This window comes from Heterorhizobium halophytocola, assembly GCF_017873095.1.
In the GTDB taxonomy this organism is placed as follows: Bacteria; Pseudomonadota; Alphaproteobacteria; order Rhizobiales; family Rhizobiaceae; genus Allorhizobium; species Allorhizobium halophytocola.
Map to the genome: position 1 here is coordinate 360,963 of NZ_JAGGJU010000001.1, position 18,867 is coordinate 379,829.

Sequence of the window (18,867 nt, forward strand, 5' to 3'; positions counted from 1 at the left end):
AACGCGCCGGGATGCCGGGTGGCAATTCTTATTCGGCTGCGATGCCCATGCGCATGCGCTCCATCTCTTCGAGCGCGCGGCGATATTCGACCGGCATGACCTTGCGGAACTTCGGACGGTATTCCGCCCAGCTGTCGAGCACCTGCTTGGCGCGGGCCGAACCCGTGTAGTGCAGATGGTTGGAAATCAGCTGATAAAGCCGTTCCTCGTCGTGACGCGTCATGTCGCCGGACACATCGACCAGACCCTTGTGCATCAGGTCGCCACCGTGATGGTGCAGCTTTTCCAGCATGTCGTCTTCTTCCGGGACCGGCTCGAGCTCGACCATGGCCATGTTGCAGCGCTTGGTGAAGTCCTCGCTCTCGTCGAGGACATAGGCAACACCACCCGACATGCCGGCCGCGAAGTTACGACCGGTGCCGCCGAGCACGACGACGACGCCGCCGGTCATGTATTCGCAGCCATGGTCGCCGACGCCCTCAACAACCGCGACAGCACCGGAATTGCGCACGGCAAAGCGTTCGCCGGCAACCCCGCGGAAATAGCACTCGCCGGCGATCGCGCCGTACAGCACCGTATTGCCCACGATGATCGAATCTTCTGCGACAATCCGGGTGTTCTCCGGAGGCCGGACGATGATGCGGCCGCCCGACAGACCCTTGCCGACATAGTCATTGCCGTCACCAACCAGATCGAAGGTGATGCCGCGCGCCAGGAAGGCGCCGAAGGACTGGCCGGCCGTGCCGTTCAGCGTCACATGGATCGTGTCGTCCTTCAGGCCCTTGTGCCCGTGACGCTTGGCAAGTTCGCCCGACAGCATCGCGCCGGCAGACCGATCGACATTCTTGATATCGACGTCGAAGACGACCGGCTGCTTGTTTTCGAGTGCCGGCATGGCCTTCTCGATCAGCTTGCGGTCGAGAATGTCGTCGATCGGATGCTTCTGCCGCTGGGTCCAGTAAGTGGCCGACTTCTCGGCCTTGACCTTGTGGAAGATCTTCGAGAAGTCGAGCCCCTCGGACTTCCAGTGCGCCAGCATGGCATCCTTTTCGAGCAGCTCGGACGCACCGATGATCTCGTCGAGCCGGGTGACACCGAGCGACGCGAGAATGGCGCGAACCTCTTCGGCCACGAAGAAGAAATAGTTGATCACGTGCTCGGGCGTGCCCTTGAAGCGCTTCCTGAGGACCGGGTCCTGCGTGGCGACGCCGACGGGACAGGTGTTCAGATGGCACTTGCGCATCATGATGCAGCCGGCCGCAATCAACGGCGCCGTGGCAAAGCCGAATTCGTCGGCACCGAGCATGGCGCCCACGATCACGTCGCGTCCGGTCTTCAGGCCGCCATCGACCTGCAGGGCGATGCGCGAGCGCAGACCGTTGAGCACCAGCGTCTGCTGGGTCTCGGCAAGGCCGATTTCCCAGGGGCTGCCGGCATGCTTCAGCGAGGTCAGCGGCGAGGCGCCGGTGCCGCCGTCGAAGCCCGAGACGATGATGTGGTCGGCGCGCGCCTTGGCGACACCTGCGGCAACCGTGCCGACGCCCACTTCCGACACCAGCTTGACCGAGATATCGGCCTCCGGATTGACGTTCTTCAGGTCGTAGATCAGCTGCGCCAGATCCTCGATCGAATAGATGTCGTGATGCGGCGGCGGCGAGATCAGGCCGACGCCCGGGGTCGAGTGCCGGGTCTTGGCGATCGTCGCGTCGACCTTGTGGCCGGGCAGCTGGCCACCCTCGCCGGGCTTGGCACCCTGCGCCACCTTGATCTGCAGCACGTCGGCATTGACCAGGTATTCGGTCGTCACACCGAAGCGGCCGGACGCGATCTGCTTGATCGCCGAGCGTTCCGGATTGCGCGAGCCGTCTATCAGCGGCAGATAGCGATCGGATTCCTCGCCGCCCTCACCGGTGTTGGACTTGCCGCCGATCCGGTTCATCGCCACGGCGAGCGTCGAATGCGCTTCGCGGCTGATCGAGCCGAACGACATGGCGCCGGTCGAGAACCGCTTGACGATATCGGCGGCGGACTCGACCTCGTCGATCGAGACCGGCTTGCGGCCGATATCCGCGGCGGTCTTGATCTTGAACAGGCCGCGGATGGTGTTCATCCTGAGCGCGGTCTCGTTGACCATCTCGGCGAACTCGGCGTAGCGCTCCTTGCTGTTGCCACGCACCGCATGCTGCAGCGAGGCAATCGAATCCGGGCTCCAGGCATGGTTTTCGCCACGCATGCGGTAGGCATATTCGCCGCCGACATCGAGCGTGTTGGCGAGGACCGGGTCCTTGCCGAAGGCGGCATGGTGACGGCTGACGGTTTCATCCGAGATCTCGGAAAGACCGACGCCTTCGATGGTCGTGGCGGTGCCGAAGAAATACTTCTCCACCAGCTCAGACGACAGGCCGACCGCGTCGAAGATCTGCGCGCCGCAATAGGACTGATAGGTCGAGATGCCCATCTTCGACATCACCTTCAGGATGCCCTTGCCGACGGCCTTGATGTAGCGATAGACCACCTCATCGGCATCGACTTCCTTCGGAAACTCGCCGTGCTTGTGCATGTCGAGCAGCGTGTCGAAGGCGAGATAGGGGTTGATCGCCTCGGCGCCATAGCCGGCCAGACAGCAGAAATGGTGCACTTCGCGCGGCTCGCCGGTCTCCACCACGATGCCGACGGAGGTACGAAGCCCCTTGCGGATCAGGTGATGATGGACGGCGGCGGTCGCCAGCAGCGCCGGGATGGCGATGCGGTCGGGACCGACCTGACGGTCCGAGAGCACGATGATGTTGTAGCCGCTGCGCACGGCCGCTTCCGCCCGTTCGCAGAGACGGTCGAGCATTTCCGGCATGCCCTCGGCACCACGCTCCACGTCATAGGTGAAGTCGAGCGTCTTGGTGTCAAAGCGGTCTTCGGTATGGCCGATCGAGCGGATCTTTTCCAGGTCGCCATTGGTCAGGATCGGCTGGCGCACTTCCAGGCGCTTGGCCTTGGCCGCCCCGTCATGGTCGAGAATGTTCGGGCGCGGACCGATGAATGAAACGAGACTCATCACCAGCTCTTCGCGGATCGGGTCGATCGGCGGGTTGGTGACCTGGGCGAAGTTCTGCTTGAAATAGGTATAGAGCAGCTTCGACTTCGAAGACATCGCCGAGATCGGCGTATCCGTGCCCATCGAGCCGATCGCTTCCTGGCCGGTGGTGGCCATCGGCGACATCAGGATACGGGTATCCTCGATCGTATAACCGAAGGCCTGCTGGCGATCGAGCAGCGAGACGTCGCGGCGCAGCGCGCGCGGTTCGACCGGCTTCAGGTCTTCGAGGATCAACTGGGTGCGGTCGAGCCATTCGCGGTAGGGATGGCTCTGGGCGAGGTCGGACTTCACCTCCGCGTCGGAGATGATCCGGCCCTCTTCCATGTCGATCAGCAGCATCTTGCCCGGCTGCAGGCGCCACTTCTTGACGATCTGCTCTTCGGGAACCGGCAGGGTACCGGCTTCCGACGCCAGGATGATACGGTCGTCATTGGTGACGATATAGCGGGCGGGACGCAGGCCATTGCGGTCGAGGGTGGCGCCGATCTGGCGACCATCGGTGAAGCAGACGGCGGCAGGCCCGTCCCAGGGCTCCATCAGGGCTGCGTGGTATTCGTAGAAGGCCTTGCGCTCGGGCGCCATCAGCTGGTTGCCGGCCCAGGCTTCCGGGATCAACATCATCACCGCATGCGCCAGCGGATAGCCGCCACGCTGCAGGAATTCGAGCGCATTGTCGAAGCAGGCGGTGTCGGACTGGCCTTCATAGGAAATCGGCCACAGCTTGGTGATGTCGTCGCCGAAGAGTGGCGAGGACACCGAAGCCTGGCGTGCCGCCATCCAGTTGACGTTGCCGCGCAGCGTGTTGATCTCGCCGTTATGGGCAACCATGCGATACGGATGGGCAAGCTTCCACGACGGGAAGGTATTGGTCGAGAATCGCTGGTGGACGAGCGCGACTGCCGATTCGAACCGGGGATCGGCCAGATCCTTATAGTAGACGCCGACCTGATAGGCGAGGAACATGCCCTTGTAGACGATGGTCGAGGACGACAGCGACACCGGGTAGAAGCCGGTCTCCTGGCCGCCGAACTCGTCATAGATGCGGTTGGAGATCACCTTGCGCAGCAGGAACAGGCGACGCTCGAAGGCGTGCTGGTTGGCGGCATCGCGACCGGCTCCGATGAACACCTGGATATGGCGCGGCTCGGTTGCGGCAATCTCCGGCGCCTTGGAGAGCGAAGAATTGTCGACCGGCACGTCGCGGTAGCCGATCAGCGTCTGGCCCTCGGCCTGACAGACCTCGGCGATGACCTTCTTGAAATGCGCGATCTGCTCTTCATCCTGCGGGAAGAAGAAGTGACCGACAGCATATTCGCCGATCTTGGGAAGCGTGATCCCCTGGGCTGCCATCTCCTCGCGGAAAAAGCGATCCGGGATCTGCACGAGCAGACCCGCGCCATCGCCCATCAGCGGGTCCGCGCCGACGGCGCCGCGATGCGTCAGGTTTTCCAGAATGAACAGGCCATCCTTGACGATCTGGTGCGACTTCTGGCCCTTCATATGGGCAATGAAGCCGACGCCGCAGGCGTCATGTTCGTTCTTCGGATCGTAGAGACCCTGCTTTGGCGGCAGCGCACCGATGCCGGTCGCCTTACCGCGAGCGGTCTCGGCACTCAGGCTGACCTTGTTGGACGGTTCTCTATCGCTCATCGACTTTCCTCCGGTCCGGCAATTCAGGGGGCTTTAGCATGCACGTTGCTCGACACATTAGCGCAAGCTGCAGCGGGCGTCACCTGGAAGCCATTACCAATTAGGTCAAGTTAGCTGACCTATTTTTCTCAATTTTTATGCCAGAAAGAAAATCGTCACGCAAGTACGTGATAAATTTTTCGAACGACGGGCGCAGCAAAATTATCGTATGACGGCTCAACGCGTTCTTTTGTTGCGCAAATGCCGACATCAGGTGACTTATCCATGCGCATGCCGCAACGCAAAATGGGTCCGATCTGGCCGGGGATTGCTAACCCGTCTCAAGCCGCTAGATTGCCGCTCGATTTTTCTCTGTCACTTCCCGGGATGGTTTCGATGTATTTTGCCTCCGACAACTGGGCAGGCGCCCACCCTGCGATCGCTGAAAGCCTCGTGCGGGAAGCAACCGGCTATGCCGCCGCCTATGGTACAAGCGATCTCGATCGCCGGATCGAGCAGCGTTTCAACGACATCTTCGAACGCGACGTCCAGGTCTTCTTCGTCGGCACGGGGACGGCGGCCAACTCGCTGTCGCTCGCAGCGGTCGGAAGACCGGGTGGCGTGACCTTCTGTCACTCCGAGGCGCATGTGGTGGCCGACGAATGCGGCGCGCCGGAATTCCTGACAAGCGCCACACGGCTCTATCCGGTCGAGGGATCCGCCGGCAAGATGAACCCGGACAATCTCAAGGCCGCCATCGGCCGCTTTCCGCCCGGCGCCGTGCATCAGGGCCGCCCGATGGCCGTGACCATGACCCAGGCGACGGAAATGGGGACCGTCTACAGCCTAGACGAGATTGCCGTGATCGGCGACATCGCCAAGGGCGCCAGGGTGCCGCTGCACATGGACGGCGCCCGCTTTGCCAATGCGCTGGTGGCGCTCGACTGCACCCCGGCCGAGATGACCTGGAAGCGCGGCGTCGACATCCTCTCCTTCGGCGGCACGAAGAACGGTTGCTGGTGCGCCGAGGCCATCGTCGTGATGAACCCGGATCTTGCCGCCGACCTGCCGTTCCTGCGCAAGCGCTCCGCCCAGCTGTTCTCCAAGACCCGCTTCATATCGGCGCAGCTGGAGGCCTATTTCGAGGGTGATCTCTGGCTCGAACTTGCTCGCACGGCCAACAGTGCCGCCGACCGTCTGCGCAGCGCGCTCGCCTCCTCCAACACCAGCCGGATTGCCTGGAACACCAGCAGCAACGAGGTGTTCGCCGTTCTCGACAAGGCTGTCGCCAAGAAGGCGGAGGCCGAAGGCGCCCGCTTCTACGACTGGCCCGTGCCGGCAGAAACACCAGACATGCTGGGCGACAACGAGGTTCTGGTACGCCTCGTCACCTCGTTTGCAACGACGCAAGCGGATGTCGACCAGTTCATCGACCTGCTGCGCTGAGGCAGTCAGCCGGCTCGACAGTCCGTAACGCACTGGCGGACATGAAGATGGGCGGCGCCCCGAAGGGAACCGCCCATGCATATAGCCCAACTATCCCGCCCCCGAGGGGCGTAGAGATCAGTTGACGTGCGCTTCGATCGCCTTCGCCTGATTGGCATTTTCTGCCGCGATCGAGATCTTGCGAGGCTTCATCGCCTCGGGAATGTCGCGCAGAAGATCGATATGCAGCAGGCCGTTCTTCAGCGAGGCATTGCGCACCTCGACATGGTCGGCAAGCTGGAAGCGGCGCTCGAAGGCACGCTTGGCGATGCCGCGATAGAGGAATTCGCTCTGTTCGGCAGTGTCGCCTTCGCCCTTCTCACCCTTGACGGTCAGAACATGCGCATGGGCCTCGATGCTGAGTTCGGATTCGTCGAACCCGGCAACGGCCATGGTGATGCGATAGGTGTTCTCACCGGTGCGCTCGATATTGTAGGGCGGATAGGCCTGTCCCTGGTCCGGCTGGGCCAGACTGTCGAGCATGGTGAAGAGCCGGTCGAAGCCGACGGTGGAACGGTAGAGCGGAGAAAAATCAACGTGACGCATAGGTGTCCTCCTAAGAAGCGACGGTTGCGATAATGATGGGCCTTCGGCATCCCCGCAGGCGATACCTGGACCCGTTGTGGAGCCGCTGGCGGCCTCCAAAGCATGAGATGGGAGTTGTTTTTTCGAACTTCAAGACTTGGCTAAACCACCCCGCTTTTTCTTTGACCTCAGGCCTTGTGGCGCCTATGCCTTTGCCGACAGGACTGACGGAACAGCCGCGATCATGACGCAAGACAGCGACATTCTCTTTACAACCGAGAACAATCCCGCGCCCGACGATGTCACCGCCGGCCATTTCACCGGCCATGGCGGGATCCGGCTGCGCTATGCGGTCTGCCGTGCCGCAGTCTCGATTGCCAAGGGCACCGTGGTCATCGTCCAGGGCCGCAATGAATGCATCGAGAAATATTACGAGACGATCCGCGCGCTGAATGACCAAGGCCTCTGGGTGGCGATCTTCGATCTGCGCGGCCAGGGCGGGTCGGATCGCGTGACCAAAGATCCGAGCAAGGGCCACGTCCACCGTTTCAGCGATTATTGCCGCGACCTGGAACTGTTTCTCGAACAGGTGGTGCTGCCCGATACCCGCCTGCCCTTCTTCCTGCTGGCCCATTCGACCGGCGGGCTGATCGCCCTCGACATGGCGCCCAGGCTTGCCAACCGCATCGACCGCATGGCGGTGACGGCGCCCTTTGTCGGGCTGGCGCCGCAGCCGCTTTCGGCCGGCAAGATCTTCTGGCTGACCCGCCTTCTCAGCTGGACCGGCCTCGGACTTACCCAATTGCAGAAGCGCCGGGCGGAAACCTTCGACGACAATCCGGTGACCTCCGATCCGCAACGCTATGCGCGCAACCGGGCGATCATCGTCGAACACCCGCAACTCGACATCGGGCCGCCGACGGCACGCTGGATCTATGAATGCCTGAAGGCGATGGGGCGCGTCCTGACGCCGGCCCATCTCTATGCCATTACCGTGCCGACCATCGTCATCGCGCCGGTGCGCGACACGGTCGTCTCCTTTCCGGCGCAGGAATGGATGTCACAATATTTCCGTGCGTCGCGGTTCATTCCGATTGCCGGCTCGCGTCACGAAATCCTGCAGGAGCAGGAGCGCTACCGCGCCCAGGCAATGGCGGCGATCGCCGCCTTCTTTCCGGGCTCGGATCCCGAAGGCCAGGCCCAGAAGATGCTGGAGGCAGACGCCTGACGCTCAGCCAGCGGTCAGCAACGCCATCGCCTCGGCATGCAGGGCCGGCGTCGCGGCGGCCAGGATCGACCCGCCCCCATCCGGGGCACCGCCGTCCCAGGTCGTGATGACGCCCCCCGCCTGTTCGATCAGCGGGATCAGCGCGCCGACGTCATAGGGCTTCAGCCCGTTCTCGATCACCAGGTCGACATGGCCCGCGGCCAGCATCATGTAAGCATAGCAATCGACGCCATAGCGAAACAGCCGCACGCGCGATTCGACCGACTTGTAGCGGCGGTTTTCGGTGCCTTCCGAAAACAGATGCGGCGAGGTGGTGAACAGGATCGCGTGTTCAAGCGATGTGCAGTCGCGCGTGCGGATCTGCCGCTTGCCGTCCGGGCCGGAATACCAGGCATGGCTGCCGTCGGCGACATAGCGCTCGCCGGTGAACGGCTGCTCGGCAATGCCCATGACGGCGTGGCCGTTACGGCGAAAGCCGATCAGCGTGCCCCACACAGGCAGGCCGGAGATAAAGGCCCGCGTGCCGTCGATCGGATCGATGACCCAGACGCATTCCCGGTCCGTGCCGAAATTCTCGTGCTCTTCGCCCAGAATGCCATGGTCTGGAAATTCCGCCTCGATGACGCGGCGGATGGCGGCTTCCGCGGCCCGGTCGCCTTCCGTCACCGGATCAAAGCCGCCGGCGTCCTTGTTGACCACATCTATGCCCCGGCGAAAGCGCGGCAGGGTTTCGGCCTTGGCGGCATCGGCCAGGCGTTCGAGAAAGGCACGATCGGGAAGTTTCACGATAATTGGATCCTGTTGGCAGTGCGCTTGGTTTTTTCGATATCCGGGGCCGACATGCAAGGCCACCCCCTGAAAACCGCCTGTGCATTAATTTTGGGCACGATCAAAAAACGTACAAAATATGATTGACACTTGTGCATCGCAACATTAACGTCATGTCACAGTCTTTTGACTGTAAATACCCTCCTTGGGTGTTTCCTCCCTAGACTTAACCGCGCCGATGGCGCGGTTTTTTTTGCCTGAAATCAGGGAGATGGCGACGCGCAAGGCCAAAAGGCGACGCTCGCGACGAGGCTCTACTCTGCCGCCAGCGAGGCGGGTCCGGCGAAATGCTCGGCAAATTCGGCCATGCGCTGCATGAGCGTGGTGACGGCACCTTTCAGCTCATCGAAATCGCGCTTTTTCTCCAGCGTCGCCTCGTCGACATAGAGCGAGCGGTTGACCTCTATCTGCAGGGCATGCAGGCCACGCGCCGGACGCCCGTAATGTTCGGTGATGAAGCCGCCTGCATAGGGCTTGTTGCGAACGGTGGTAAACCCCTGGTCTTCGAGGAATTCCATTGCCGCCCGCGACAGGTCGGCCGAGGCGCTGGTGCCGTAGCGGTCGCCAATGATGAAATCCGGGCGAAGCCCGCTGCCGCTCAAACGGATATTGCCGGGCATCGAATGGCAATCGATCAGGATGCCGTGGCCGAAGCGTGCATGGGTGCGGGCAATCAGCTTGCGCAACCGCATGTGGTAGGGTTTGTAGACTGTCTCGATCCGGGTCATCGCTTCATTGACCGGCAACCGTCGGGAATAGATGTCCATGTTCTCCGCCACGATGCGCGGAATGGTGCCGAGACCGCCGGCGACGCGCAGCGAATGCGAATTGGCAAAGGGCGGCAAGGCACCGTCGAACATGCGGGGATCGAGTTCGTAAGGCTCGCGGTTCACATCGACATAGGCACGTGGGAAATGGGCCAGCAGCAAGGGGGCGCCGAGATCGGGCGCTGCGCCGAAGAGTTCGTCGACGAAATGATCCTCGGACCGGCGGATCGCCGCCGCATCGAGTTTCGACTGTTCCAGAAAGGCCGGCGGATAGCGACGACCGGAATGCGGCGAGCTATAGACGAAGGGGATGGCCTGGGTGTCCGGCTCCCGCACTTCGAACAGGTCAGCCTCGGGCACCACCTGGCTCATTGCGCCTCATTCTTTACCAAATCACTATGTTGTCTTTTGCGCATGTTGCCAGCAGGGTCCTGCAAAGTCCATACTGGCGATCCGGTGCGCGACGGTTAAGACGAATGTCTTCACCCGATGTTTACCGGGAAAAAGTTAACGTCCCGGGCGAAGCGTCCATCCACTCCTTGAACGGTCAATACGAAATGACACAGAAAATCCTCCTCGCCGAAGACGACAATGACATGCGCCGGTTCCTGGTCAAGGCTCTGGAAAAGGCCGGCTATGCCGTCTTGTCCTATGACAATGGTGCCAGCGCCTATGATCGCCTGCGCGAAGAGCCCTTCTCGCTGCTGCTGACCGATATCGTCATGCCGGAGATGGACGGCATCGAGCTTGCACGTCGCGCGACCGAACTCGACCCGGACCTGAAGGTGATGTTCATCACCGGTTTCGCCGCCGTTGCACTGAACGCCGATTCGAACGCTCCGAAGGACGCGAAGGTTCTCTCCAAGCCGTTCCACCTGCGTGATCTTGTCAATGAAGTCAACAAGATGCTGGCTGCCTGAGCAGGCATTGCGGGGGCTCTGGAAAAAAGCCGCCACAAACCGAAAAAGGCTATTGACGCCTCCGCCGGTTTTGTGGTCTATCCGCCGCCATCGGATGGGCGTGTAGCTCAGCGGGAGAGCACTACGTTGACATCGTAGGGGTCACAGGTTCAATCCCTGTCACGCCCACCATCCAGATCAAAAAGCAGCCGGCCCCTCGTGGCCGGCGCTTTGCTTTCCAGCCCACGCCACGCAAAACCTGAGCATCTGTGACGCATCTGCAGACCGCCCTCGCCTCAAACGAGGAGCGGGTCCCGAGACCACGGAGACGGCCCCTGGCAGCAATACGGCGGAACGTGCATCTGTCCCACCCATGGGACGAAAGTGCGCCTGCAGGAGCGTCCTGGCGGCTTCCAAACGCGAATCGATCCGACCGCAGCGGCTTCGTTTTGAATGCGCCGATCGCCCTCTCCCATAACGACGAAAGCCGGCTGCAGCGGCAGCCGGCTTTCGCAGGGTTTTGACGAGACCGTGGTCCAGTCTCCACCAGGGATCAAGGAACACGGCCGCGCCACGGGGGGTGTCATTGCCATCACCGGCTCGAAGGCAAGGACGAGCCGGCCGGGCGTTCATGCTTATTGCGGGGTGACGTCGAAGCCGAACCACTTTTCCGACAGGCGCTTGGTCGTGCCGTCGGCAATGGCGGACGCGATCGCCTTGTCGAACTTTGCCTTCAGGCCGGTGTCTTCCTTGCGCAGGCCAACAGAGCTGCCGGCCCCCAGCATGCCGCCCTGGAAGCGCGGACCGACGATTTCCATATCGGAATTGGCCGGCTTCTCGACGGCGGTGCTGAGATAGCCCATGGAGGCCATGGTAAGATCGACGCGGCCGGCGACGAGATCGAGATCGTGCTGCTCGGTCGTCTTGTACTCGCGCACCTCGACGGCATCCTTCAGATATTCGTTGACGAAGCGCGCGGCGATCGAGGCGGACTGCACGCCGATGACCTTGCCCTTCAACAGCGGCTTCAGCTCTTCGGCCGCCTTGCGCGCACCCTCTTCATTGCTCGCCAGCGAGTAGAGCTTGCCCTTTTCCGGCAGGTCGACCAGATCGCTGCCCTTCAGGGTCGCGAAGGCCTGGCCGGTGCTGCCGTAGGATTCCGAGAACGCAATGACTTCCTTGCGTTTTTCGGTGGCCGACATGCCGGCCATGATCGCGTCGAACTTGCCGGCAAGCAAAGCGGGGATGATGCCGTCCCAGGCCTGTGCGACGAAGGTGCACTTCACCTCCATCCGCTTGCAGAGCTCGTTGCCGAGCTCGACGTCATAGCCATCCAGCGAGCCGTCGGGCCGGGTGAAGTTGTAGGGCGGAAAGGCGCCTTCGGTGGCGATAGTCACCTCGGTCCACTGCTTTTCCTCGGCATGGGCCGAGACGGTCGCCAGCGAGGCGACAGCGAGCACGCTCGCCGATACGGTGCGGATCAGTTTCTTCATTTCGGTATTCCCCTTTTCGTTGCGGTTCTGGACCTGTTGGTCACTTGCTGATGAATTGCCGGAAGCGTTCCGACTGCGAATGGCTGAACACGTCCTGCGGCGTCCCCTGCTCCTCGATCTCGCCCTGGTGCAGGAAGACGACCCGGCTGGAGACATCGCGGGCAAAGCCCATCTCGTGGGTGACGACCAGCATGGTGCGTCCCTCCTCCGCGAGCGCGCGCATCACCCGCAGCACTTCGCCCACGAGTTCCGGATCGAGCGCGCTGGTCGGCTCGTCGAACAGCATCACCTTCGGCCGCATGGCGAGCGCCCGGGCGATCGCCGCGCGCTGCTGCTGGCCGCCGGACAGATGCGCCGGATAGTCGTTGCGCTTTTCCGCGATTCCGACCTTTTCGAGCAGCGCCTCGGCTTCGGCGATGCATTCCGCGCGCGGCCGCTTCAGCACGTGCACCGGCGCTTCGATCAGGTTTTCCAGAATGGTCTTGTGGGACCAGAGATTGAAGCTCTGGAAGACCATGCCGAGTTCGGTGCGGATGCGGTCGACCTGGCGCGGATCGGCGGGCCTGCTCTTGCCATGCCTGGCCGGCACCATGCGGATCGTCTCGCCGGCGATGCTGATCGTTCCGGAATTGGGCGTTTCCAGCATGTTGATACAGCGCAGCAGCGTCGACTTGCCCGACCCGGACGAGCCGAGGATCGAGATCACCTCGCCTTGCTGCGCCTTGAGCGAGATGCCTTTCAGCACCTCCAGCGGGCCGAAGCTCTTGCGCAGATCGGCGACATCGACGACGGGGGCGTTGGGCGCGGCGATCTCTGTCATGACGGGGTTCCGATCCTTGAGGGCCTGGACGACTGACGCGGGCGCAGATGGCCGCTCAGCCGGTATTCGATCAGGGCGACGGCTTGCGTCAGGATGAAGTTGAGGGCGAGATAGATGAGGCCGGCGACGACGAAGACCTCGATGGCCCGATAGCTTTCCGAAATGATCCGGGCCGCGACGCCGGTCACCTCCATGATGGTGATGATCGAGGCGAGCGAGGTCGCCTTGACCATCGAGATCATCTCGTTGCTATAGGCGGGCAGCGCCTGGCGAATGGCGAGCGGCAGGATGATCCGGCGAAAGGCAAGCGGCCGCGACATGCCGCAGGCCCGGGCCGCCTCCACCTGCCCCTGCGGCACGGAGAGCAGGCCACCGCGGATGATCTCGCTGGAATAGGCGGCCGTGTTCATCATCAGTGCGATGATGGCGCACCATTGCGGATCGCGCAGGACCACCCAGAACACGCTGTGACGCACGGCCGGAAACTGGCCCATGCCGTAATAGATCAGGAAAATCTGCACCAGAAGCGGCGTGCCGCGGAAGACGAAGACATAGGTCCGGGCCAGCCAGTCGAGAACGGCGATCCCCGAGACGCGGCAAAGCGCGAGCAGCAGCGCCAGCACCGCCCCAAGGCAGATCGAGGCGGCGGCAAGCTCCAGCGTCTTCGGCACCGCCGCGATCAGTTCGAGGAAGGTCGCCCACATGAAGGGAAGGTTCATGGGTTTCTCCTCGTGCCGATCCGGGTGCGCCGCTCGGCCGCATTCAGCGCCAGGCCGGAGACGGTGGAGATGGCAAGGTAGAGCGCTGCCGCCACCACATAGAAATCGAAGGGCAGGCCGGACGACCCCGCCCCGATCTGCGACTGGCGCAACAGTTCGACGACGCCGGTGACAGAGACGAGCGCCGATTCCTTCAGCACCACCTGCCAGACATTGCCCATGCCCGGCAGCGCGTGACGCAGCGTCAATGGCGCGATGATCCGGCGAAAGCGCAGGAAGCGCGGCATGCCGCAGGCGATCGCCGCTTCCAATTCCCCGGGATGCACGGCACGAAAGGCGCCGCGGAAGACTTCGGTCTGCTGCGCGCCCGACGTGATGCCGACGGCAAGGGCACCGGCCAGCAGGCCGGGAAAGCCGATGAAGCCGTCATTGCCGAAAAGCCGCCCGATCGCCGAGATTGCCGCCGAGCCGCCGAAATAGAAGAGATAGATGACCAGCAGATCGGGAATGCCGCGCAGCACCGTTGTATAGGCACCGGCGATGGCGCGGCCGACGACGCCGCCGGAAATCTTCACCCAGGCGCCGAGCACCCCGATGCAGGCACCGATGGCGAAACCGGAAAGAGCGATGACGATGGTCATCATGGCACCGGTCAGAAGCGCTGCTCCCCAGCCTTCGGGGCCGAAGCCGAACAATTCGAAGAAACCCGGTTGCGCCATGACGGATCCTTATCTCAGACCGAGAGGGGCGCAAGCGCCGGGGACGCGGAAACGCGATGCGCGTCGAATATCATGCATGACGCTTTTCCGGCAGCGGCGGTTCGACGTCGTCGGGGATCGGATTGACGAAGGGACGACCGTCCAGCCGCTCGGCATGATCGGCCTTGGCGGCTTCGATTTCCTGCGGATTGTTGAACATGTCGACGGCCGTGGCTGCCATCACCTTGGCGGCATGGGTCATGCCCTTGTGGGCCGCCGGCAGCTTGCCCTGCGCCACCAGTTGCCAGGAATGGCCGGGCGTACCGATCGCGTAGGTCGCGCCGCGCATCTGCACGGTCGGCACCACCCAGCTGACGGTGCCGACGTCGGTCGAGCCGACCGAATTGCGATCCCCGCTTTCCGGCGGAAAGATCAGGTCGCACAGGGCCAGCCCCTTGCGCGGCTTGACACCGAAGCGTTCGAAGGATGCCCTGATGTCGGCGTCCGTAAAGGTCTTCTGGAATTCCGCCGCCGTCTTGCGGTCGCTGTCATCGAACTGTGCGGGACCGAGGCGCTCCAGATTGCGATGCATCAGCTGTTCCAGCGGCGTGTTGCCGACGAGATCGGCATCGCCGCTGATCACCTCGTGGCGCATGGTGGTACCTGTCATCAGCGCCGCACCGCGGGCGACATCCTTGACCCGTTCGACCAGTTCCAGCAATTCCGGCAGGCTGCGCGAGCGGATCAGGTAGCGGACGGAGGCCTGCGCCTGCACCACGTTCGGCGCCTGGCCACCGGCATCGATGATCGCATAGTGAAGACGGGCGCTGATCGGCATGTGCTCGCGCAGATAATTCGCCCCGACATTCATCAGCTCGACGGCATCGAGCGCGCTGCGGCCGAGATGCGGCGAGGACGCGGCATGCGCCGCCCTGCCGGTAAAGCTGAACAGAATCTCGTTGCAGGCGAGCGACACCGGGTTGTTGACGCCGGTGAAGGCGGCAGGGTGCCAGCAGATGGCGATGTCCACGTCGTCGAACACACCGGCGCGGACCATGAAGCCTTTCGACGAGCCCCCCTCCTCTGCCGGGCATCCGTAATAGCGAACGCGGCCCGGCAGGTTGTTCTGCGCGAGATAGTCCTTGACCGCGGCGGCAGCGAGCATCGAGGCGGAGCCGAGCAAATTGTGGCCACAGCCATGGCCATTGCCGCCTTCGACCAGTGGCTGCTGCTCGGCAACGCCGGCTGCCTGGCTCAGCCCTGGAAGGGCGTCGTATTCGCCGAGAATGGCGATCACCGGTCCGCCTTCCCCCGCCTCGCCCATGACGGCGGTCGGCAGGTCGGCTACACCTTCGGTCAGCCGGAAACCTTCCCGGCGCAGCATGTCGGCATGTTCGGCAGCGGCGGCATATTCGAGATAATTGGTCTCGGGCGTGTCCCAGATACGGTCGCTGAGCTCGGCAAATGCGGGTGCCTTGTCATCGACCAATGCCCAGACCAAATCCGAATTATTCATGCCGCTGCCCTTGAAATTCTACTAAACCAATATTGGCGCCAATTTATGCTCCGATTTTTGAATTGCGCAAGTGCCTGTCTCAACTATATTTCTGCTTTGCGGCCAGCGATGATTCCGAAGGGCCGGAGGAGAGGCGATGAAACCGGACAGGCGAGACGAAGCGGGCGGCGATAACACCGTCGATGTCACCGACCTTATTCTTCATGACATCCAGACGGGGCTACTGGCGCCCGGGAGCTGGCTGAAGCAGATCGATCTTGAAAAACGCTATGGCTGTGCGCGCCCCGAAATCCGCCGGGCACTGGATCGACTGACGCAGAAGCGAATCGTCGAGCACGTCCCCAATCGCGGCTATCATGTCTTCGAGCCGGACGGCGATCAGGCCCGCCAGGTGAGCGAAGTCCGCCTGCTGTTGGAACTGGGGGTCGCGGGCCGGATCATCGACAATGCAAGCGCTGCCGATATCACGGCGCTCAACAGTCTTGCAGACCAGTTCGATCGGCTGATCATGTCCGGCACCACGATCGAGCTCTACGAGGCGAATCTTGCCTTTCATCATCGTCTGCTGTCGCTGTGCGGCAATGCCGAACTGGTCAAGGTCGTGACGGAAATCCGCCAACGCACCTCGTCTGCCCCCGTCTCCCAATGGACGACGCGCGCGCGCATTCAGCAATCGAGCCTGGAGCACTACGATATGGTGCGCTGTCTCGAAATGCGCGACATGGATCGCCTCAAGGCACTAATTACCCAACACATCATGCAGTCAGGGCCGGACGCGTCGGCCTGAACCGGCTGCGGCGAAAACCGGGAGATGCAGCAGGCGTCCGCGTCAAGCAGAGCCTGCTCCTGCCACGGTTATAATGAGGGATGAACCGGCCTGCTATTCGGCCGGGCCGAGGATCAGGCTGACGGGTTCGAGCCCCTCGATCGTCCCGTGCAGTTCATCGCCGGTAACCACAGCGCCCACGCCCGACGGCGTGCCCGTATAGATCAGGTCGCCCGGCTGCAGGTGATAGTAGCCGGAGAGATGGCTGATGATCTCCGGCACCGACCAGACCATGTCTGACAGCACCGCATCCTGACGGGTCTCGCCGCCGACGGAGAGCGTGATGCGCTGATCCACGATCGGCGCGACATCCTCAGCCTTGCTGATCGTCCCCAGGATGGCCGAGTTTTCAAATGCCTTGGCGAAATCCCAGGGCCGCCCTTTTTCCTTGGCCACATTCTGCAGATCGCGTCTGGTCATATCGAGACCGCAGGCATATCCGTAGACGGCCTGCATCGCATCGGCTGAATTGACGCGAAACGCAGGCTTGCCGATCGCCACCACCAGTTCCATCTCGTAATGCAGGTTCGATGTGCCGGGCGGATAGGGCACCGTTGCGCCAGCCATGACCACGGCCGAAGCCGGCTTGGTGAAATAGAAGGGAGCCTCCCGATCGACCTCCGCCCCCATTTCGGCGGCGTGCGCGGCGTAGTTGCGACCGACGCAGAAGATGCGGTGAACAGGAAATCCGTCCACCTCGCCCGCAACCGGAACGAGAGGGGTGGAGGGGGTTTCGAACAATGCTTTCATGAGAGAAAGTTCCGTCTGTGGAGGCCTCGAAAATGTGGTCCGAAAGGCATAGTTCAATGCGACGAACTTTGAAACACGCCATTGGAGTGAACGTCGCGATAATTTTTTGGGTGGCTGGATAGTGCGTGCAAGTCGTTGTTTTAAATGCCAGGATTGCAGTCGCGTCGCAAAATGGGACGCCGCCAGAACACCTAAAAGCACGCTCCTGTCGTATTCTACTTTCTTATTTTAGAAGTTATGCTAATATGTACTCCGACGAAATAAATAAGATTTGAAGGATAACCGATGGTAATGCAGTAGAATAATATCTACGTGTCAGTTGTTTGTGAAAGTTAGTTGCGACATGATCGCGACGCCGAGTAAATTCGATCTGCGGGGGCAGAAGGGGACACGACATGTTGGAAATCTTTGAGATGCCATCGCATTTGGTAAGACGCCTGAACCAGGCGTCGGTCTCGATGTTCATGGAAGAAACCGGCAAGCGGGGCTATGATCTTACACCGGTGCAGTATGGTGCTTTGATCGCCATCAGCGACCGTCCTGGCCTGGACCAGGCGACACTTGCCAATCACATCGCCTATGACCGCGTCACCATTGGTGGGGTGGTGGACCGGCTGGTGCAGAAGAAATTCGTACGCCGCGAAATCAGCGCCACCGACAGGCGGGCGCGCGAACTTTATCTGACCGAGACAGGCTCCAAGATCCTCGAGGAAGTGCGCCCGATTGTGCGCGATACGCAGGAACTGCTCCTGCAGGGGCTCGATACCGATGAACGGATCCTGTTCATGCGGATGCTGCGCAAGGCCGCCGACGCGGTCAATGAGCGCAGCCGCGCACCGCTCAGGATCACCTGACCGGTCAACAATCGCCGGCGCGACAAAGAGGATCGGCCCAGGTACCGGATCGCGAAGCGACCGCCTGGGCCTCCACCGCCTCCAGCCCGGCGCCGGCCACCGCGCGCACATTGCCGCTTTCTACCAGCACCTGCGCGAGATCGAGATTGCCAAGACGGCAATCGATCAGCCGGACATACCGGCCGAGCCGATCGGATCGGCACTCCAGATAATGGTTGAGAATCGTCTTTCGCAGATAGGCACGTGCCCGTGCACCGCAGACGAAGCGTTGACCTTCATCCGTGCGGCAGAGCCTGTGCGGTGGCGGTGCAAACACCCTGGAAAGAAGATATACCGTGCCCTTCAGGATGAACGAGCCGCCATCCGTGACCGTCACACCGCGCCCGGCCCGCAGGCCGAGCGTGAACCGATATCTGATGCCGGGAATCCGCTGATACGGCTGGTTGTCACGATCGACGCGGACGGGCCGATCCGTCCAGATGCGGTCACCGGCGCGCGCGAACGGCAGGCGCCGCTCCGCATCGGCCCGCCTCTCCTCCGCCCCGGCGCCATGCATCGTCGTCGCAAGGAGCAGGACAACGAGGCTTGGCTTCAGGCTTGCTCCTGTCAGTCTGGAAAAATGCTGCAGCACGGCAGGTTCCCATCAGCGCGAATTCGTATAAGACATTGGAACATATCTTTTCGCTTGTCGTTTCAACAGTTATCCCATCAATAGCCTCGGACGCCATGACGGCTGAAC

At 62.2% G+C, this 18,867-nt stretch carries 16 protein-coding genes and 1 tRNA gene; 6 read left to right on the forward strand and 11 right to left on the reverse strand.

Annotated features, from left to right (window positions below; all coding sequences use genetic code 11):
- Nucleotides 1-28: 28 nt before the first annotated feature.
- Nucleotides 29-4,741: a glutamate synthase large subunit gene (gene gltB / locus J2Z17_RS01755; RefSeq protein WP_209941652.1), complete on the reverse strand. Its 4,713-nt coding sequence runs from the start codon at nucleotides 4,739-4,741 to the stop codon at nucleotides 29-31.
- Between the two features lie 375 nt (nucleotides 4,742-5,116).
- Here gltB and J2Z17_RS01760 point away from each other — a divergent pair, with 375 nt between their 5' ends.
- Nucleotides 5,117-6,166: a threonine aldolase family protein gene (locus J2Z17_RS01760; RefSeq protein WP_209941654.1), complete on the forward strand. Its 1,050-nt coding sequence runs from the start codon at nucleotides 5,117-5,119 to the stop codon at nucleotides 6,164-6,166.
- 117 nt (nucleotides 6,167-6,283) lie between these two features.
- Here J2Z17_RS01760 and J2Z17_RS01765 read toward each other — a convergent pair whose 3' ends face one another.
- On the reverse strand, nucleotides 6,284-6,751 hold the full coding sequence (locus J2Z17_RS01765) for an Hsp20 family protein (RefSeq protein ID WP_209941656.1): 468 nt from the start codon (nucleotides 6,749-6,751) through the stop codon (nucleotides 6,284-6,286).
- 223 nt (nucleotides 6,752-6,974) lie between these two features.
- Between J2Z17_RS01765 and J2Z17_RS01770 the strand changes: the two genes are divergently transcribed.
- Nucleotides 6,975-7,958: an alpha/beta fold hydrolase gene (locus J2Z17_RS01770; protein WP_209941658.1), complete on the forward strand. Its 984-nt coding sequence runs from the start codon at nucleotides 6,975-6,977 to the stop codon at nucleotides 7,956-7,958.
- A gap of 3 nt (nucleotides 7,959-7,961) precedes the next feature.
- Here the strand turns inward: J2Z17_RS01770 and hisN are convergent, their stop codons facing one another.
- Together hisN and J2Z17_RS01780 are read right to left on the reverse strand one after the other, a co-directional pair.
- On the reverse strand, nucleotides 7,962-8,744 hold the full coding sequence (gene hisN / locus J2Z17_RS01775) for a histidinol-phosphatase (RefSeq protein ID WP_209941660.1): 783 nt from the start codon (nucleotides 8,742-8,744) through the stop codon (nucleotides 7,962-7,964).
- A 296-nt stretch (nucleotides 8,745-9,040) separates the two neighbouring features.
- Complete coding sequence (locus tag J2Z17_RS01780; RefSeq protein ID WP_209941662.1) at nucleotides 9,041-9,925, reverse strand: N-formylglutamate amidohydrolase; 885 nt, start codon at nucleotides 9,923-9,925, stop codon at nucleotides 9,041-9,043.
- A gap of 185 nt (nucleotides 9,926-10,110) precedes the next feature.
- Here J2Z17_RS01780 and cpdR1 point away from each other — a divergent pair, with 185 nt between their 5' ends.
- Both cpdR1 and J2Z17_RS01790 read left to right on the forward strand, forming a co-directional pair.
- On the forward strand, nucleotides 10,111-10,473 hold the full coding sequence (gene cpdR1, locus J2Z17_RS01785) for a response regulator CpdR1 (RefSeq protein ID WP_209941664.1): 363 nt from the start codon (nucleotides 10,111-10,113) through the stop codon (nucleotides 10,471-10,473).
- A gap of 96 nt (nucleotides 10,474-10,569) precedes the next feature.
- Nucleotides 10,570-10,644: transfer RNA gene (locus J2Z17_RS01790), tRNA-Val, on the forward strand.
- 443 nt (nucleotides 10,645-11,087) lie between these two features.
- On the opposite strand, the gene J2Z17_RS01795 is transcribed toward J2Z17_RS01790, so the two are convergent.
- The 5 genes from J2Z17_RS01795 to J2Z17_RS01815 form a co-directional block, all read right to left on the reverse strand.
- The gene (locus J2Z17_RS01795) at nucleotides 11,088-11,945 is read right to left on the reverse strand and encodes a transporter substrate-binding domain-containing protein (RefSeq protein WP_209941666.1); all 858 of its coding nucleotides are present in this window, start codon (nucleotides 11,943-11,945) and stop codon (nucleotides 11,088-11,090) included.
- A gap of 40 nt (nucleotides 11,946-11,985) precedes the next feature.
- Nucleotides 11,986-12,765 (reverse strand): ABC transporter ATP-binding protein, encoded by a 780-nt coding sequence (locus J2Z17_RS01800; RefSeq protein WP_209941669.1) that lies wholly within the window; start codon nucleotides 12,763-12,765, stop codon nucleotides 11,986-11,988.
- Nucleotides 12,762-13,484 carry an ABC transporter permease gene (locus tag J2Z17_RS01805; RefSeq protein ID WP_209941671.1) on the reverse strand — a complete coding sequence of 241 codons (723 nt, stop codon included), beginning with the start codon at nucleotides 13,482-13,484 and terminating at the stop codon, nucleotides 12,762-12,764. The genes J2Z17_RS01800 and J2Z17_RS01805 overlap by 4 nt, the downstream gene beginning before the upstream one ends.
- Complete coding sequence (locus tag J2Z17_RS01810; RefSeq protein ID WP_209941673.1) at nucleotides 13,481-14,203, reverse strand: ABC transporter permease; 723 nt, start codon at nucleotides 14,201-14,203, stop codon at nucleotides 13,481-13,483. Before J2Z17_RS01810 ends, J2Z17_RS01805 begins: the two co-directional genes overlap by 4 nt.
- A gap of 70 nt (nucleotides 14,204-14,273) precedes the next feature.
- The gene (locus J2Z17_RS01815; protein ID WP_209941676.1) at nucleotides 14,274-15,698 is read right to left on the reverse strand and encodes a M20 family metallopeptidase; all 1,425 of its coding nucleotides are present in this window, start codon (nucleotides 15,696-15,698) and stop codon (nucleotides 14,274-14,276) included.
- A gap of 136 nt (nucleotides 15,699-15,834) precedes the next feature.
- On the opposite strand from J2Z17_RS01815, the gene J2Z17_RS01820 reads away from it, so the two are divergent.
- A complete protein-coding gene (locus J2Z17_RS01820; RefSeq protein ID WP_209941678.1) occupies nucleotides 15,835-16,485 on the forward strand; it encodes a GntR family transcriptional regulator in 651 nt (216 codons plus the stop codon).
- A gap of 93 nt (nucleotides 16,486-16,578) precedes the next feature.
- On the opposite strand, the gene J2Z17_RS01825 is transcribed toward J2Z17_RS01820, so the two are convergent.
- Nucleotides 16,579-17,274, reverse strand: a complete 696-nt coding sequence (locus tag J2Z17_RS01825) for a fumarylacetoacetate hydrolase family protein (protein WP_209941680.1) — start codon at nucleotides 17,272-17,274, stop codon at nucleotides 16,579-16,581.
- 395 nt (nucleotides 17,275-17,669) lie between these two features.
- Here J2Z17_RS01825 and J2Z17_RS01830 point away from each other — a divergent pair, with 395 nt between their 5' ends.
- On the forward strand, nucleotides 17,670-18,128 hold the full coding sequence (locus tag J2Z17_RS01830) for a MarR family winged helix-turn-helix transcriptional regulator (RefSeq protein ID WP_209941682.1): 459 nt from the start codon (nucleotides 17,670-17,672) through the stop codon (nucleotides 18,126-18,128).
- A gap of 4 nt (nucleotides 18,129-18,132) precedes the next feature.
- Here J2Z17_RS01830 and J2Z17_RS01835 read toward each other — a convergent pair whose 3' ends face one another.
- Nucleotides 18,133-18,759, reverse strand: a complete 627-nt coding sequence (locus J2Z17_RS01835) for a thermonuclease family protein (RefSeq protein WP_209941684.1) — start codon at nucleotides 18,757-18,759, stop codon at nucleotides 18,133-18,135.
- Nucleotides 18,760-18,867: the final 108 nt, after the last annotated feature.